15 protein-coding genes are annotated in these 15,747 nt (G+C 71.5%); 5 read left to right on the forward strand and 10 right to left on the reverse strand.

Features of this window, described 5'->3' with window-relative positions; all coding sequences use genetic code 11:
- Positions 1-6 precede the first annotated feature (6 nt).
- Genes J3P36_RS09965 through J3P36_RS09980 form a run of 4 tightly spaced genes read right to left on the reverse strand, consistent with a single transcriptional unit; the run spans position 7 to position 3,844 of the window.
- Positions 7-408: an ATP-binding protein gene (locus J3P36_RS09965; RefSeq protein WP_210507625.1), complete on the reverse strand. Its 402-nt coding sequence runs from the start codon at positions 406-408 to the stop codon at positions 7-9.
- A complete protein-coding gene (locus tag J3P36_RS09970; RefSeq protein WP_210507627.1) occupies positions 401-736 on the reverse strand; it encodes an STAS domain-containing protein in 336 nt (111 codons plus the stop codon). Before J3P36_RS09970 ends, J3P36_RS09965 begins: the two co-directional genes overlap by 8 nt.
- Position 737: 1 nt before the next feature.
- Positions 738-2,660 carry a glycosyltransferase gene (locus tag J3P36_RS09975; protein WP_210507629.1) on the reverse strand — a complete coding sequence of 641 codons (1,923 nt, stop codon included), beginning with the start codon at positions 2,658-2,660 and terminating at the stop codon, positions 738-740.
- A complete protein-coding gene (locus tag J3P36_RS09980; protein WP_210507631.1) occupies positions 2,657-3,844 on the reverse strand; it encodes a PP2C family protein-serine/threonine phosphatase in 1,188 nt (395 codons plus the stop codon). Before J3P36_RS09980 ends, J3P36_RS09975 begins: the two co-directional genes overlap by 4 nt.
- 143 nt (positions 3,845-3,987) lie before the next feature.
- Between J3P36_RS09980 and J3P36_RS16355 the strand changes: the two genes are divergently transcribed.
- Both J3P36_RS16355 and J3P36_RS09990 read left to right on the forward strand, forming a co-directional pair.
- A complete protein-coding gene (locus tag J3P36_RS16355) occupies positions 3,988-4,662 on the forward strand; it encodes a type 1 glutamine amidotransferase (RefSeq protein WP_210507633.1) in 675 nt (224 codons plus the stop codon).
- A gap of 546 nt (positions 4,663-5,208) precedes the next feature.
- Entirely contained in the window at positions 5,209-5,814 is a 606-nt protein-coding gene (locus J3P36_RS09990) for a hypothetical protein (protein WP_307807034.1), read from the forward strand.
- Positions 5,815-5,829: 15 nt separating this feature from the next.
- Here J3P36_RS09990 and J3P36_RS09995 read toward each other — a convergent pair whose 3' ends face one another.
- Entirely contained in the window at positions 5,830-6,429 is a 600-nt protein-coding gene (locus J3P36_RS09995) for a LysE family translocator (RefSeq protein ID WP_210507634.1), read from the reverse strand.
- Positions 6,430-6,561: 132 nt separating this feature from the next.
- Between J3P36_RS09995 and J3P36_RS10000 the strand changes: the two genes are divergently transcribed.
- Both J3P36_RS10000 and J3P36_RS10005 read left to right on the forward strand, forming a co-directional pair.
- Entirely contained in the window at positions 6,562-7,149 is a 588-nt protein-coding gene (locus J3P36_RS10000) for a putative glycolipid-binding domain-containing protein (RefSeq protein WP_210507635.1), read from the forward strand.
- Positions 7,150-7,169: 20 nt separating this feature from the next.
- The gene (locus tag J3P36_RS10005; protein WP_210507897.1) at positions 7,170-8,222 is read left to right on the forward strand and encodes a DNA polymerase IV; all 1,053 of its coding nucleotides are present in this window, start codon (positions 7,170-7,172) and stop codon (positions 8,220-8,222) included.
- A 19-nt stretch (positions 8,223-8,241) separates the two neighbouring features.
- On the opposite strand, the gene J3P36_RS10010 is transcribed toward J3P36_RS10005, so the two are convergent.
- From J3P36_RS10010 to J3P36_RS10025, 4 genes are read right to left on the reverse strand one after another with little or no spacing between them, the layout of a single operon-like run.
- Positions 8,242-9,429 (reverse strand): mandelate racemase/muconate lactonizing enzyme family protein, encoded by a 1,188-nt coding sequence (locus J3P36_RS10010; protein ID WP_210507636.1) that lies wholly within the window; start codon positions 9,427-9,429, stop codon positions 8,242-8,244.
- 8 nt (positions 9,430-9,437) lie between these two features.
- Positions 9,438-10,271: a carbohydrate ABC transporter permease gene (locus tag J3P36_RS10015; RefSeq protein ID WP_210507637.1), complete on the reverse strand. Its 834-nt coding sequence runs from the start codon at positions 10,269-10,271 to the stop codon at positions 9,438-9,440.
- Entirely contained in the window at positions 10,268-11,188 is a 921-nt protein-coding gene (locus J3P36_RS10020; protein WP_210507638.1) for a carbohydrate ABC transporter permease, read from the reverse strand. The genes J3P36_RS10015 and J3P36_RS10020 overlap by 4 nt, the downstream gene beginning before the upstream one ends.
- A gap of 53 nt (positions 11,189-11,241) precedes the next feature.
- Complete coding sequence (locus J3P36_RS10025; protein WP_210507639.1) at positions 11,242-12,510, reverse strand: sugar ABC transporter substrate-binding protein; 1,269 nt, start codon at positions 12,508-12,510, stop codon at positions 11,242-11,244.
- A 123-nt stretch (positions 12,511-12,633) separates the two neighbouring features.
- Here J3P36_RS10025 and J3P36_RS10030 point away from each other — a divergent pair, with 123 nt between their 5' ends.
- Entirely contained in the window at positions 12,634-13,338 is a 705-nt protein-coding gene (locus J3P36_RS10030; protein WP_210507640.1) for a FadR/GntR family transcriptional regulator, read from the forward strand.
- A gap of 25 nt (positions 13,339-13,363) precedes the next feature.
- Here J3P36_RS10030 and J3P36_RS10035 read toward each other — a convergent pair whose 3' ends face one another.
- On the reverse strand, positions 13,364-15,694 hold the full coding sequence (locus J3P36_RS10035; RefSeq protein ID WP_210507641.1) for a glycoside hydrolase family 3 N-terminal domain-containing protein: 2,331 nt from the start codon (positions 15,692-15,694) through the stop codon (positions 13,364-13,366).
- Positions 15,695-15,747: the final 53 nt, after the last annotated feature.

Below are 15,747 nucleotides of genomic sequence, written 5' to 3' on the forward strand. Positions count from 1 at the left end.
GCACGGTCAGGCGGGGACGTCGAGCTCGAGCCGCCACACGTTCCGGCCGTTCCGCCGCTCGTAGCCTCCGCGGTCCACCACCGCCGAGACGATCGCCCGGCCCCGGCCGCTCTCGGCCTCGGGGTCCGTCATCGTCCCGTCCCCCGCCGGCACCTCGCCGCCGTCGTCCTCGATGAGCGCGGTGATCAGCACGGGCGTGACCTCCACCGCGAGGGACACCTCCGTCGCCTCCTCGCCGTGCTGGAGGATGTTGGACAGCACCTCGCTGATGGCGAGGTCCGCCCGGCCCGCGATGCTCACCGGGACCGGCGGCGCCCCTGCGAGAGCCTCGGCGAGGACGGCCTGCGCCTGCGCGAGGATGTCCGGCGCGACCGGGCCGCGGAACGAGGCCCGGCCTCCGTCACTCACCGCGGAACGCCGTCGCGGCGTCCGGGTAGACCGGGAGGATCCGGTCCACCTTCGTCAGCCTCAGGACGAGGAGCACGGGTTCGGGAGCCCGGGCCAGGCGGACGTCCCCTCCCGCCTCGCGCGCCGTCTTCAGCGCCCCGATGATGGCGCCGAGCCCGGAGGAGTCGAGGAACTGCACCTCGGCGAGGTCGAGGGCGATGCGCCTGCGTCCCGCCGCCACACGATCCCGGATCAGGCTGCGCAGGGCGGGCGCGGCGACGAGGTTGAGCCGCCCCTTCGGCGCGATGGCGAGGACGTCGCCCTCCAGGTCCTGCTCGTCGAACTCCATGTCATTCCTCCTTCGGCTCGGGTCCCCGGTAGCGGGCGGCCCGGAAGACGATGCTGAGCACAGCCAGGTCGTAGGCGACCCAGACGACGTTGACGAGGACGCCCGTTCCGTCCGCGTCGCCGAACGCGAAGCGCGCGAGGCCGACCACGAGGGCGACGGAGAGCACCACGATCGCCGTGAGCTGCGGCCAGACGAGCCGCCAGGGCGTGCGCGCCACGCCGGTCCGCTCCTTCGGCGTCACGACGAAGGCGAGGGGCCGCCCGAAGAACACGTTGGCGGCCGCCGACCAGCAGGCTCGGATCCAGACCGGGAACAGCGTGAGGGCGTACTGCTGCCCGCGCCAGCTCTTGATGCCGCGGCTCGCGAGCAGGAACATCAGCTGGTTCGCGGCGAAGTAGGGCAGGAACCGGACGAAGAACTCGAAGCTCCACGCCTCGACGGGCAGCACCCCGAAGCAGAGGTAGATCACCGGCGCGGCGAGGTACACGAGCGCGACGAACCCGGAGAGGTAGCTCCACATGGTGGAGAAGTACATGAAGCGCTGACCGGCGGAGAGACCCCGCTTCGTGAGGGGGTTGTCGCGGAGCAGCACCTGCAGGGTGCCCTGCGCCCAGCGGAGCCGCTGCTGGATCATCGTGCCGAGGTCCTCAGGGGCGAGCCCGGTGGCGAGGATCTCGTGGTGGTACGCGGACTTCCAGCCGTGCGAGTGCAGCTGCATCGCGGTCGCCATGTCCTCGGTCACCGAGATCGTCGCGAGAGGGGACAGCGGCTCCGCCTCCTCCGACCGGATGACGTCGAGGGAGCGCGCGAGGGACCGCACCGACTCGATGGCGCCGATCGGGGACAGGTCGGACGACGCGAGCAGGTCGAGCTGATCGTCATCGAGGGGAGCGTCGTCCTCGACGACCACCTGCCCTGATGCCCCCAGCGAGGCGAGCGCCGCCTGCATCTCCTGCACGTCCGCTGCGACGAGGAGCCGGGAGGCCTTCGCCACGCCCTGCTGGAAGCGCCAGGTGACGTCGGCGAGGGGGGCGTCGGCACGCAGCGCCGCCTCCGCGTCGCGGACCCCCTCGGCCACCGCGGCGAGCGCGCGTCGCTCGGGCAGGTTGCGCGCCCGGCGCCGCGCCTTGGCCACCACGGTCCCCGCCGTGCGCAGGGTCGAGCGCACCGAGCGCTCGACCGCGTCGACGTAGCCGGCGATACCGAGCTGCATGAGCGCCTCGCGGCGGAGCACGGCGTTCGAGCCGCAGAAGAAGGCGGCGTTCCACCCGTCCTTGCCCTGCTGGATCGGGCCGTAGAAGAGCGGGGCCTGCGACCCGAGCACGTCGGCGGCATCGACGTTGCCGAAGTACTGCGGCGTCTGAACGAGCGCGACCTTGTCGTCGCGGAAGTAGCCGAGCGTGCGAGTGAGGATCTCGGGGTCGGGGACCTGGTCGGCGTCGAGGATCAGGAGGAACTCGCCCTCGGTGGCGAAGAGGGCGTTGTTGACGTTGCCGGCTTTCGCGTGCCGTGGCCGGTCCGCCCAGTTCGCGGACCGGGTGAGGTAGCCGATCCCGGCGGCCTCCGCCGCCTCCCGGAGCTCCGGGCGGTTCCCGTCGTCGAGCACCCAGGTGCGGTGCGGATGCCGGATCTCGCGGGCCGCCGTGGCGGTGGCCATGACGAGCGGGATGGGCTCGTTGTAGGTGGCGACGAAGACGTCGACCGTCGCATCGAGGGGAGGGCCGGGCTCCCCGCGCTGCTTCATGCGCCACATCGTGAGGCCGAAGAACAGCGTGTCGAGGAAGCTGTAGGTCTCGGCGATCACCAGGGGGACGGCGATCCACCAGGCGTCCCAGTTCACGGACGCGAGCCAGCGCCAGACGATGTAGTTCGCGCCGAGGACGAGCGCGAGCAGGATCGCGAGGCGCAGCAGGAAGCGTCTCACCGGGCGGACCGCTTGACGACCAGCACCGTCACGTCGTCGTCGGTCGGGCCGGGCGGGAGCAGACGGCGGAGTCGGTCCACCGTCTGCTGCGCGCTCGCCTCGACGGCGAGCAGGTGCCGGGCCCGCTCCAGCGCCTCGGCGGGTCCGCCGAGGGCGTCGGTCAGCCCGTCCGAGCAGACCATGAGCGCGTCGCCGGGCTCCAGTCGCGTCGACAGCTCCTCGAAGGCCAGCCCCGGCAGCAGGCCGAACGGCGGGTCGGGCGAGAGCAGGGGATCGATCGCACCGGAGGCCCGGACGATCATGGAGAGGCCGTGGCCGGCGTCGGCGAACAGCACCCCTCCGTCGGCCGCGATGCGCGCGTGGAACACGGTCACGAACGACGCCGACTCCGCGAGGTCCTCCTCGAGGGCGGCAGCAGCGCGCGTGAGCGCCGCTCCCGGCTCGTTGTAGGTCGAGGCACCGCGCAGCATCGACCGCACGCCGGCTGCGAGAATCGCCGCGCCCAGTCCCTTCCCCATGACGTCCGCGACGGTGACGGCGACGTCCTCGCCGGCGTGATGCCAGTCGAAGAAGTCGCCGCCGATGCCCCGGCTCGGCTCGCAGTGCGCGGCGAACTCGAAGCCCGGCAGGTCCGGCGCGCGGCGGGGCAGCAGGCTCCTCTGCACCTCGGCGGCTCGATCGAGCTCGCTGTCCCGCGCCAGCTCGGCCTGCACGAGCGCCGACAGATCCTGCAGCAGCGCGGACTCGGAGGGCGTGAGCACCCGGGGGTTCGTGTCCATGATGCAGAAGGTGCCGATGGGCTCGCCCGAGGGCGCCTTCAGCGGATGGCCGGCGTAGAAGCGGAGGTGAGGGTCGCCCGCGACGAAGGGATTCGACTCGAACTCGGGGTCCGCGGACGCATCCGGGACGATCAGCCGCGCGTTCCTCTCGACGGCCTGGCCGCAGAACGACCCGGAGCGCGGCGCCTCCCTCTCGAGCGGCCCCTGGAAGGACTTGCGCCACTGCCGGTCACGATCGATGAGCGTCAGGCTGACCATCGGAACCTGGAACAGCTGTTGAGTGACCCGGGTGAGCAGATCGAATCGCTCGTCGGGGGGCGTGTCGAGGATATTGAGCTCGTGCAGCGCCTCCAGGCGGCGCTCCTCCGCATCGTCTAGGCGAACCTCGCTGTCCTGAAGCGTCACGTGGCCCTCTCGATACGTTGCGGCAGTCTGACCCAACGCTTCCAATCGACGGGCCGCCGTGTCAAACCGACGTGAGGAAGGCTCGACTGATTTCGTGTCCTCTGCTAGGCAGGGGAGTGTGCGCGCGTTGCTAACGTGAGGCCGTGGCAGACGACGCGCAGGTGCTGGTGATCCAACACGAGTCGAGTGTGGGGCCCGGCAACCTCGCCTCCTGGCTCAACGAGCGGGATATCCCCTGGCAGCTCGTCGAGGCGCGCGACGCGCGGTATCCGGACCGCGACGACTGGCGGGCGATCGTGGTGCTCGGCAGCGAGGAGTCGGCCTACGACGAGTCGCTCGACTGGCTGCGCGCGGAGAAGGAGTACCTGCGCCCCCTCGTGGAGGCCGGCGTGCCGATGCTCGGGCTGTGCTTCGGCGCCCAGCTGCTCGCCCTGCTGACCGGCGGCGAGGTGCACCGGGCGCAACAGGCGATCCGCGGCTGGACCGAGGTCGACGCCGACGAGGACGTGCTCGGGGGCCGGTGGCTCGCCTGGCACGGTGACGAGATCGTCCCGCCGCCCGCCGCGACCGTGCTCGCTCGCAGCGCGACCTGCGTCGAGGCGTTCACCGTGGGGCCGCATCTCGGCCTGCAGTTCCACCCCGAGGTGACCGAGGAGATCGTGGAGGACTGGACCGCCGACGACTTCGGGACAGCCGAGCTGCAGCCGGAGGCGGACCGCGTGCGAGCCGGGAACGCGGAGAACCTCGGCACAGCCACCGAGGGCGCGTCCCGCATCTACGAGCGCTTCTTCGCGCCGGTTCTCACACCAGCGGCCTGAACGGCGGCGGTCTGACGGTTCCGATCGGACGCCCGTCCCTCCTTCGGCGGCGCCCATCCGGAAGGTGCGGGTCTCCTCGTGCGGCTCTCCTTTTCGGCGGGAACCGTTGCGTTCACAGGAGGATCGGCGTCCTTTAGCAGGCGCGGAGGAGCTCCAGCAGGAAGAACTGGCCCTGTTCTGCCTGCTGAACCGACTCCGTTCCTGCTGGTGGCCTCTCGCGCTCAGATCCTGACGGGAGACGTCGGCGGCCTCCAGCAGGTCCGAGGAGCTCGAGCAGGAACGCTCGCTCTCCTTCAGCAGGCGCGGAGGAGCTCCAGCAGGAAGAACGGGCCCTGTTCTGCCTGTTGAGGCTCCTCCGTTCCTGCTGAGAGTCGCCCTGGCATCGGCGCCTGCCGAGGCTCTCCCGTTCCTGCTGAGAGTCGCCGTCGCATCGGCGCGTGCCGAGGCGCCTCCGTTCCTGCTGAGTGGCGTCGGCCGGGGAGGAGACTGCCGCGCCGAAGGATCCGGGAAGCGGTCCCCGCCTCCTCGCACCCTAGGCTGACGGGCGTGACCGACGCAGCCGACCTCCCCCTGTCCGCCCCGGCCGGCGGCGTCGTGCACCGCCCGCGGTTCTTCGTGAAGCAGCGGGTGACGATGCTGGTCAATCGCTACGAGATCCGTGAGGCCCGCCCGGACGGCGGCGAGGGCGCCGTGCTCGCCATCGCCGAGCAGAAGCGGCTCGCGCTCAAGGAGCGCGTGACCTTCTTCGCCGACGAGGCGCGGAGCACTCCGATCTTCTCGCTCCGTGCGCGCCAGGCCCTCGACGTGGCGGCTGCGTACGACGTCTTCGACGCGGAGGGACACCGCATCGGCTGGTTCCGGAAGGACTTCGGGGCAAGCCTGCTGCGCTCGAGCTTCCATCTGGGCGCGCCGGGTCTCGAGGCCTACGGTCAAGAGCGGAGCCTCCCGGTCGCGATCGTCCGTCGCTTCCTCGACATCGCGCTGCCACTGCACTTCGACTTCACCGACACGACGACCGGCGCGCCCGTCCTCTCGAGCGAGCGCCAGATGACGCTCCGCGACCGCTACACCGTGGATGTGCCGGACCCGCGGGTCGACTTCCGGCTCGCCGCGGCGATGGCGGTGGGCCTCTACGCGCTCATGCAGCGCTAGGCCGCCGGCCGCACCTCAGACGGTGTGCAGCGCGAGTCGGGCCGCGAGCAGCCCGTAGCAGCCGGCGAACACGCGCCGGGTCCACGCCGCCCGGCGCTCGCCGCCGAGCAGGCGCTGCCGGACGACCGCCGCGAGCACTCCGTACCCGCTGTAGACGAGCCCCACCAGCACGAGGAACGTGATGCTCAGCACCACGACGTCGCTGCGATCGGGGGCCAGGTAGCGCGGCAGGAACGCGAAGAAGAACAGCGGCAGCTTCGGGTTGAGGAGGCTGAGGAGCGCCCCGTAGCCGAGGAGGGCGGTGACGGAGCGGGGCGGTGTGTCCGGTGCCACCTCGTACTGCCGCCTCGCCCGCCAGGTGCGCACGCCGAGGAACACCAGGTAGGCGACGCCTGCCCACTTCAGCACCTCGAAGGCGATCGGGTGTCCGGCCACGACGGCGTCGAGGCCGGCGGCCGCGGCGGCCAGGTAGGGCGCGGCGCCGAGGACGCATCCGACCGCGCCGACGACCGCCGCCCGGGCACCCTGGGTGATGCCCACGGACAGGACGTAGAGGACGCCGGGGCCCGGCAGGAGAGCGAGCACGACCGACGTCAGCAGGAATTCGATGCTCACCGTTCCCCCTCGTGCACCGGCCGGATCACCCTAGGCAGGCGCGCGCTGTACGCCGGAATCGCGAGGGAGGGGTAGCGCCGCCCGCATCGTCCTGCTAGACGGGAACCCCGTCCCGGACGAACGGAGCAGCTCATGCCCGCCGCGAAGCGTCGCGAACTGCGCTGGCGCCGCATCGACGTACCGGGGCGGGAGGTCGCGCGGATCGAGACGACCGCGGCGGGGACGCTCCTGGCGGGTCGGCTCGAGTTCGACGAGGAGGGCATCCGCACCCGGCTCGCCTACCGGGTGACGGTGGATGAGGCGTGGCGCACCCGCTCCGCCGACGTCGAGGGGCGGGTGGGCGACCGGCCGGTGCGCCTCGCGCTCGCCGCGGACGGCGAGGGCAGGTGGCGCCGAGACGGTGCGCCCGTTCCGGAGCTGGACGGCGCCGTCGACATCGACCTCTCCACGACCCCGTCGACGAACACGCTGCCCATCCGTCGGCTCGCGCTCGCGGTCGGCGAGTCGGCGACGGTGCTGGCCGCCTGGTTCCGGGTCCCCGAGCTCGGGCTCGAGCCCCTCGAGCAGACGTACACGCGGGAGGCGGACGAGCTCTACCGCTTCGACGCCCTCGTCGACGGGCAGCACTTCCGCGCACACCTGACGACGGACGCCGAGGGCTGGGTCCGCTCCTACGAGGGCCTGTGGGAGCTCGATCCGCCGGATGGAGACGCCGCGTGACCGACCCCGCCCGCTACTGGGTGCTCCACGTCGACCTCGACCAGTTCATCGCGGCGGTCGAGGTGCTGCGGCATCCCGAGCTCGCGGGGAAGCCGGTCATCGTCGGCGGGCGCGGCGACCCGACGGAGCGCGCGGTCGTGTCGACGGCGTCCTACGAGGCCCGCGCCTTCGGAGTGGGCTCCGGCATGCCGCTGCGCCTCGCCGCGCGCAAGGTGCCGGACGCCGTGATCCTGCCCGTCGACCGCGACGCCTACACGGAGTCGTCCGGCGAGGTGATGGCGATCCTGCGAGCGCAGCCGAGCGCGACCGTCCAGGTGCTCGGGTGGGACGAGGCCTTCGTCGGGGTCCGGACGGAGGATCCCGAGCACTACGCGCGGCGACTGCAGCAGGACGTCCTCGACGGCACGCGGCTGCACTGCAGCGTCGGCATCGGGGACACCCTCGTCCGGGCCAAAGTGGCGACCGGTTTCGGCAAGCCCCGGGGCGTCTTCCGCCTCACGACCGAGAACTGGCTCGAGGTGATGGGCGACCGGCCGACCGTCGACCTGTGGGGCGTCGGCTCGAAGATCTCGCGGCGCCTGGCGACGCTCGGCATCGAGACGGTGAGGCAGCTCGCCTCGGTCGACCCGCAGACCCTCGTGCCCGAGTTCGGACCCCGCATGGGGCCGTGGTACGCGCAGCTCGGCCGTGGGGAGGGGACGGCGGTCGTCGACGACACCCCGTGGGTGGCGCGCGGGCACAGCCGCGAGACGACCTTCCAGCAGAATCTGACCGCGCCCGAGCAGGTGGAGGAGGCGGTGCGGGAGCTCGTCCGCCAGGTGATGGGCGACGTCGCGGCGGAGCGCAGGCCGGTGGTCGGCCTCACCCTCAAGGTCCGCTACGCGCCGTTCCTCACCAAGACGTTCGCCCGGAAGATCCCGGTGACCGCGGATCCCGAGGTCGTGCTCGCCCGCGCCCTCGAGCTCGCCGCCAAGCTCGAGGCACGCCCGATCCGGCTGCTCGGCCTGCGGGCCGAGATGACGATGCCGGACGACGCACGGGAGGGGCACACGCCCACCCGCAGCGGGTGGTGACGCGCCCGCCCTTCGGAGTTCAGGCCGCCGCAGCCGGCGTCAGGTTGAAGTACGAGCGCGCGTCGGCGGGACGGATGTCGGCGACGGCGTCGTCGAACAGCCGCATGGGGTGCGGGGAGTAGGGATGCTCGGCGATGGCGTCGAAGTCCAGCTCGATGCCGAGCCCGATCCCGTCGGGGATCATCACATCCCCGTCCTCGGTGAGGACCAGCGCCTCGTTCGAGATGGCGCTGCGCCACGGCACGTCGACCGCCATGATCTCGAGGTAGCGGAAGTTCGGCAGAGTGGCGCCGAGCTGCAGCGTGGCCGCCGTGCTGAGCGGTCCGCTCGGGTTGTGCGGGGCGAACGGCACGTAGTGCGCGGCCGCGAGCGTCGAGATGAAGCTCAGCTCCATCAGTCCCCCGGCGTGCGTCACGTCGGGCTGCACGAAGTCCACCGCGCTGCGGGCCAGCGCCGGCACGAAGGCGTGCCGGCCGAACCACCGCTCCCCCGCCGCGATCGCGATCGGCGACTTCGAGCGAATCTCCACGAGGGCGTCGATCCCGTCCGGCGGGCACGGCTCCTCGAAGAAGACGGGCAGGTACTGCTCGAGCTCGCGGGCGACCCGGATGGCGGTCGGCACGTCGAAGCGCCCGTGGCCCTCGATGAACAGCTCCACGTCGTCGCCGACCGCCTCGCGCACGGCGGCCACCGGCTCGAGCATCCGGCGCAGGTCGGCGGGCTTCACCTCGAGGTCGGCCGCCTCGAAGGGGTCCCACTTGAGACCCCGGAAACCCTGCGCGACCGTCTCGACCGCCGCCTGCGCGAAGTCCTCCGGCGTGCGGGCCCCGGAGAACCAACCGTTGGCGTACGCGCGCACCCGGTCGCGGACCTGCCCGCCGAGCATGCGGTGCACGGGGACCCCGAGCGCGCGGCTCGACACATCCCACATCGCCATCTCGAGGGCGCTCAGCGCCGTCATGGTCACGGGTCCGCCCCGCCAGTAGCCGTCGCGGTTCAGCTCGTAGATCGTCTCCGAGATGCGAAGCGGATCCTTGCCGCGCACCCGGTCGGCCACGACGGCGACCGCCCCACGGACGGCGTGCTCCTGGCCCTCGAGGGTCGCCTCGGCCACCCCGGTCAGCCCCTCGTCGGTCTTCAGCAAGAGGAAGATGAGATTGGTGCGGTAGAAGTCGACGACGACCGTCTCGACGCTGGTGATCTTCATTGAGGCGGTTATCCCTTCACCGCGCCGGCCGTCATGCCGCCGACGACGTATTTCTGAGCGAACAGGTAGAACGCGACCGCCGGCAGGGTGAACAGCACCGCGACCGACATGATGCTCTGGATCGACGTGTCCTGCTCGCCGATGAAGCCGGCGACGCCGACCGAGGCGGGCTGCAGAGATTTGTCGAAGATGAACGTGACCGCGAACACGTACTCGTTCCAGGCATGGAAGAACGCGATGACCGCCGCCGCCGCGATCGAGGGTCCGATGAGCGGCAGGATGACGCGCAGGAGCACGGTCGGCGGACGCCCGCCGTCGACCCGGGTCGCCTCGTCCAGCTCGCGTGGCACCCCGTCGATGGCGCCCTTCAGGATGAGGGCCACGACCGGGAGCACGAAGGCCGTGTTGGCGAGGACCAGCCCGTGCAGCGAGTTCAGGAGGTCGACCCTGCGGAAGATCGCGAACAGCGGCACCACGAGGAGCGCCTCCGGGAGCATCTGGGTGAACAGCAGCGCGAGCCCCAGCGCGGCCTTGCCGGCGAAGCGGAAGCGGGAGAGGGCGTAGGCGAGCGGCACCCCGAGGGCGATCGACAGCACGGTCGTGCCGGACGCGATGATGAGGCTGTTGAGGAGCCACCTCACGACCTCGCCGTCCTGCAGCGCGTCGCCGAAGACCCCCAGGCGCGAGAGGTCGGGGAGGAGGGTCAGGCCGCCGCCGAAGAGCGCCTCATCCGAGGTCAGCGCGGTGACGAGCATCCAGTAGACGGGGAACACCGCGAGGCCGAGGACGACGAGGACCGCGATCATCCGCGCGGTGACACCGAGGCGATGGGTTCTGGTCATGACTGCCTCTCCGCCGCGCGGGCGACGAACCTACTGCCGACGATGACGATGAGCGAGATCACGATGCCCACCATCCCGATGGCGGCGGCGACGCCGAGCTGCTTCGCGTCGAACGCCTCCGCGTAGAGGTCGATGACGAGCGTCCGAGTGGTGCCGAGCGGGCCGCCGCGGGTCATCAGCCAGATCAGCTCGAACCGCCGCAGCGACCAGATGGTCATGAGGACGGCCACGAGCCCGATCGTGGGCTTGAGGACCTGGAAGGTGACCTCTCGGAACACCGTCCACCGGCCGGCCCCGTCCACCTGGGCGGCTTCGACCAGCTCCTGCGGCACGGACTGCAGGGCGGACAGGAGCACGACCGCGACGAACGGCACCAGCTGCCAGATCGTGGTGGCGAGCACGGCGATCAGCGCGAGGCTCGGATTGTCGAGCACGCCGCTCGCACCCGGGTCGATGCCGACCGCCTGAAGCGCCTTGGTGAGGATCCCGTACTGGGCGTTGAACATCCAGGTGGCGATGAGCGCGACCGCGATGCCCGGTGCCGCCCACGGCACGGTGACCAGGGCCCGCGCCACGCCGCGGCCCGGGAAGCGTCCGTTGAGGAGCAGCGCGACGAGCAGGCCCAATCCGACGGAGCCGGCCACGCACGCGACGACGTAGACGAGGGTCGTGACCAGGGTCTGCCGGAACGACGGGTCGGTGAAGATGTCGAGATAGTTCTCCGCCCCGACCCACACGCTCCTCGTGGGATTGAGGAGGGTGGTCCTGGTGAAGCTCAGCCACACCTCCTGGAGGAGGGGAAGGCCCTGGAACACCAGGATGTACAGCGCGGCGGGGGCGAGGAAGAGGTAGGGCGTCCACCTGCTCTCGAGCGTCCGCCGCCTGCCCGGCCGGGCAGGTGAGGTAGTTGCAGACATAGCTTCTCCCTGGAAGGGGTCCGGGCTCTCACCCGGACCCCTCTCGTCGAGGGTTACTGGCCGACCAGCTCTTCGGCCTGCTCCTGCGCGTTGTCCATGGCGGTCTGCATGTCCTGCTGGCCCTGCAGGGCGGCGAGGACCTCGCTGACGACGATGGTGCGGATCTCGGGCGTCTGCGCTCCGAAGCCGACGACGATCTGGGGCACGCCGCTCTCGGTCAGCTCGTCCAGTACCGGCAGGAACGGGTACTGCTCGAGACTCTCGGCGCTGCGCTCCGTCGGGGTGGCGACGCTGCTCGCGCCGAGCACCTCCTGCAGGGACACCTGCTGCTCGGGCTCCAGCATCCAGTTGATGAAGTCGAGGGCGGCGTCCTTGTGCTCGCTGTTCGCGTTGATCACGATGGGCGCGAGCAGCGCGCCCTGCTTCTGCTCCGGGAACGGGATGCGCGCGACGCTGAAGTTGAGGTCGGGGTTGGCCGCGACGGTCGCCGTCACGTACCCGCCGTTGTTGAGCTCCATCCCGACCTTGCCGGTGGCGAACATCTTGCGGAAGGTCGCGGCGTCGGTCCCCTTCGGGATGACGTTCGCGTCGTAGAGCTCCTGGTACGCCTCGAGCCCCTCTACGACCTCGGGCGAGTTGAGGGTGAGCTTCTCGCCGTCGGACCAGTTGCCGCCGAAGCCGAGCACGTAGTTGAAGATGTCCTGCCAGACGCCCGGCTCCTCCGCCTGCAGGTGACGGAAGGCGAGGCCGTAGGTGTCGCCGGACGTGGTGCTCTTCGCCACGTCGACGAACTCCTCGAAGGTGGTCGGCGGCTCGGGGATGAGGTCGGCGTTGTAGAACATGCCGTAGTTGGACGCCTCGAAGATGACGCCGTAGCGCTCGCCGTCGACGGACATGTACTCGTCGGGGCCCGGGATGAGATCGAGCTCCTCGGCGTCGATCTTGTCGCCGAGGGGCTCGAGCAGGCCCGACGCCGCCGCGGCCGAGAACTCGGGCATGTCGAAGCGGACGAGGTCAGGTCCCTCGCCCCCGCCCATCTGGGTGAGGACGGTCTGACCGAAGGTCGGGTACGGCACCGACGCCGGCTCCACGGTGACGACGTCCTGGCTGCTGTTGTACTCCTCGATCAGCGCCTCGAGTCCGGGTCCGCGTCCCGGGTCGCCGAGGGTCGAGGCCGCGAAGGTGATGGTGGCGGGCTCCGGCTCTCCCCCTCCGTCGCCGCCGGACGTGTCGGATGAGCAGCCGCCCAGGCCGATGGCCGTGACGGCGGTGAGGGCGAGAGCCGAGAGAGCGGTTCTGCGCCGGGACGAACGTACAGGCATGGCGTACTCCTTCGTATGCGTGCTGCGCACGGGCCGGACCCGTTTCGCCTTATTATTACTAATAATACGAGAGAACACAACGGGGCGCGGGTCCAGCCCGGACGCCCGGTAGGGTCCACTGGCATGGCCGACCTTCACGCGGAGCTCGTCGAGCAGCTCGGCCTCCGCATCGTCCGCGGCGACTGGCCGCCCGGCACGCGCATCGACGTCGACGCGCTGGAGCCGGTGCTCGGGGCGAGCAAGACGGCCATCCGGGAGGCTCTGCGAGTCATCCGCGAGAAGGGTCTCATCGACTCCTGGCCGAAGCGCGGCACCTTCGTCCGGGACCGGGAGGCCTGGAAGCTGCTCGACGGCGACGTCATCCTGTGGCGGCGCGAGGCCCGCCGGGACGACGACCGCCTGCTGTCCGAGCTGTCGCAGCTGCGCGACGTGATCGAGCCGGCTTCAGCGCGCCTCGCCGCCCAGTACCGCACGGACGACGACCTCGCCGCTCTCGAGCGCTCCTTCTCGGAGTTCGCGGCGGCGGGTCAGGACGTCGGGCGGCTCGCCGCCGCGGATCGGGAGTTCCACCGCCACCTCCTGCGGGCGACCCACAACGAGCTGATGATCCGCCTCGACGTCGTGGTGGTCCATGCCCTCGACGCACGCAACCGCATCCAGCACCACCCGGGCGCGCCGTGGATGGACCCGGTGCCCGATCACCGCCGCGTGCTCGAGGCGGTCATCGCGGGGAACCCCGACGAAGCGGAGGCGGCGATGAGGTTCGCCCTCCGGGAGTCCGACCAGGACCTGCGCAGCGGAGAGCCGCCCTTCGAAGGGCTGGACTAGCCGCCCTGCCGCCGGCCGCGCCGCCTCAGCGCACGATCCGCACCCCCGTCTCGAGTACGCGGCTGCCCTCCGGCACCACCCGCGTCTTTCCGGTGAGGCGGAAGCTCTCCGTCGCTGCAGCGTCCCGGCTCGACAGCCCGGCGGTCAGCACGATCTCGCCCGGCTCGACGATGCGCTCGAGGCTGCGCGACGTGAACGAGAAGCGGTCCGCCGCCAGGTCGAACTCGACCAGCGCGGACTCGCCCGCATCGAGCTCGATGCGCGCGAAGCCGACGAGCTGCCGGACGGCCCGCGTGACGGACGCCACCGGGTCGTCGGCGTAGAGCTGCACCACGGTCGCGCCGGCACGGCTCCCCGTGTTGCCGACGCGGACGGTCGCGGTGAGCCCGCCGTCCACCGGGACCTCCTGCGCACCGAGCTCGAGCTCCGCCACCTCGAAGGTCGTGAAGGAGAGCCCGTGCCCGAACGGGTACAGGGGCGCGATGGAGACGTTGCTGATCCGGTCGCCGTCGTGTCCGAGCGGCGGCGCCAGGTAGGTGTAGGGCAGGGCGCCGTCCGCGGCGGGGATCTGCACGGGCAGATGGCCGCTCGGGTTGACGCGGCCCGACAGGACGCCGGCGAGCGCGCCCGCGCCCTCCGACCCGGGCATGAAGGCCTGGAGCACCGCCGCCGCCCGGTCCGCGTAGCGGCCGAGTGCGTACGGCCGGCCGGACACGACGAGCACGATCACCGGAGTGCCGGTGTCGAGGAGGGCGTCGAGGAGGTCGCCCTGGCTGCCGGGCAGCTCCAGGTCGGGGGCGTCGCAGCCCTCCCCGGACGTGCCGCGGCCGAACATGCCCGCCCGGTCGCCGACGACCGCGACCACGACGTCCGCCCCGCGCGCCTGCTCGACGGCCGCCGGGATGCCGGACCGGTCGACGTCCCGCAGCGGGCAGCCGGCGGATGCGGTCACCTGCGCCGCCGGGAACTCGGCGGCGAGCGCCGACGGCAGCGAGTCGACCGGGATGCCGAAGCCGTGCTGCGGATGCCGGGGCAGCACGTGGATCGGATAGGAGTAGCACCCGAGGAACGCCCCCGGGTCCTCGGCGCACGGGCCGATCACGGCGATGGAGGCCGGCGGAGCGGAGATCGGGAGGATCCGGGCGCGGTTGTCGAGCAGGATGACCGACTCCTCCGCCAGCCTCCGCGCGATGGCACGGTTCTCGGCGCTGTCGAGATCCACGTCGGTGGTCTGCACCGGACTCCAGCCCGCGTCGAGCAGCCCGAGCTCGGCCTTCTGCCGCAGCACTCGGCGCACCGCGGTGTCCACCACGTCGAGGCTCAGGCGGCCGTCCTCGAGGAGCGGGGCGAGCCGCCCGTACGCGCCGGTGTCCGGCAGCTCGACGTCGAGCCCCGCCTCGAGGGCGAGGGCCCCCGCCTCGCCGACCTCCGCCGCGAGCCGGTGCTTCGACTTGAGGAACGGCACGGCCCAGTAGTCGGAGACCACCGTCCCCTCGAAGCCCCACCCGTCGCGGAGCAGCTCGGTGAGGAGGTGCCGGTCCGCCGCCGCGGGCACACCGTCGATCTCCGAATACGAGTTCATGACCGAACGGGCACCGCCGAGCCGCACCGCCATCTCGAACGGCGGGAGGATCACGTCGGCGAGCTCGCGCGGGCCCACCGAGACCGGGGCGTGATTGCGTCCGCCGCGGGACGCCGAATAGCCGGCGAAGTGCTTGAGGGTCGCGATGACACCGGCGGACTGGAGTCCGCGGACGTACGCGGCGCCGATCATCCCGACGGCGTACGGGTCCTCGCCGATCGTCTCCTCCACTCGCCCCCAGCGGTAGTCGCGGGTCACGTCGAGCACAGGCGACAGCCCCTGATGCACGCCGACCGCGCTCATGTCGGCGCCGATCGCCGCGGCCATCCGCTCGACCAGGTCGGGGTCGAAGGTGGCACCCCAGGCGAGCGCCGTCGGGTAGACGGTCGCGCCGAGCGTCGTGAAGCCGGTGAGGCACTCCTCGTGCGCAATCGCGGGCACGCGCAGCCGCGTGTGCTCCCGCAGCGCCTCCTGGGCGGCGGCGAGCTTCCGGGTCCCCTCGGCGGCGGACACCGGAACGGTGCCGAGCACGCGGGTGAGGTGCCCGATTCCGTGCGCGGTCGCCTGCTCGAAGCTCGGCCGGCCCTGCGAGAACACGTCCTGCATCGGGGCGATGACCTCGTCGCTGCCGCGCCGGTCGTCCCAGTAACTGCCGAGCTGCGCGAGCTTCTCGTCGAGCGTCATCTCGGCGAGGAGCGCCTCCACGCGCTCATCGATCCCGCGGGCCGGGTCCGTCCAGTCGCGCTCGGGCAGAACCGTGGCGTCCGTCGTCATGCTGTTGTCCGATCTGTCGTTTCCGTCGTCTGTCTCTGCGAGCGCCCGTCGCG

This window comes from Naasia sp. SYSU D00057, assembly GCF_017916505.1.
GTDB lineage: Bacteria > Actinomycetota > Actinomycetes > Actinomycetales > Microbacteriaceae > Naasia.

Excerpts from the sequence above, each read along its gene's own strand:
- J3P36_RS09970 (WP_210507627.1), bottom strand. The coding sequence starts at position 736 with ATGGAGTTCGACGAGCAGGACCTGGAGGGCGACGTCCTCGCCATCGCG.
- J3P36_RS10000 (WP_210507635.1), top strand. The coding sequence starts at position 6,562 with ATGCCCGCCGCGAAGCGTCGCGAACTGCGCTGGCGCCGCATCGACGTA.
- J3P36_RS10010 (WP_210507636.1), bottom strand. The coding sequence starts at position 9,429 with ATGAAGATCACCAGCGTCGAGACGGTCGTCGTCGACTTCTACCGCACC.
- J3P36_RS10015 (WP_210507637.1), bottom strand. The coding sequence starts at position 10,271 with ATGACCAGAACCCATCGCCTCGGTGTCACCGCGCGGATGATCGCGGTC.
- J3P36_RS10020 (WP_210507638.1), bottom strand. The coding sequence starts at position 11,188 with ATGTCTGCAACTACCTCACCTGCCCGGCCGGGCAGGCGGCGGACGCTC.
- J3P36_RS10025 (WP_210507639.1), bottom strand. The coding sequence starts at position 12,510 with ATGCCTGTACGTTCGTCCCGGCGCAGAACCGCTCTCTCGGCTCTCGCC.
- J3P36_RS10030 (WP_210507640.1), top strand. The coding sequence starts at position 12,634 with ATGGCCGACCTTCACGCGGAGCTCGTCGAGCAGCTCGGCCTCCGCATC.
- J3P36_RS10035 (WP_210507641.1), bottom strand. The coding sequence starts at position 15,694 with ATGACGACGGACGCCACGGTTCTGCCCGAGCGCGACTGGACGGACCCG.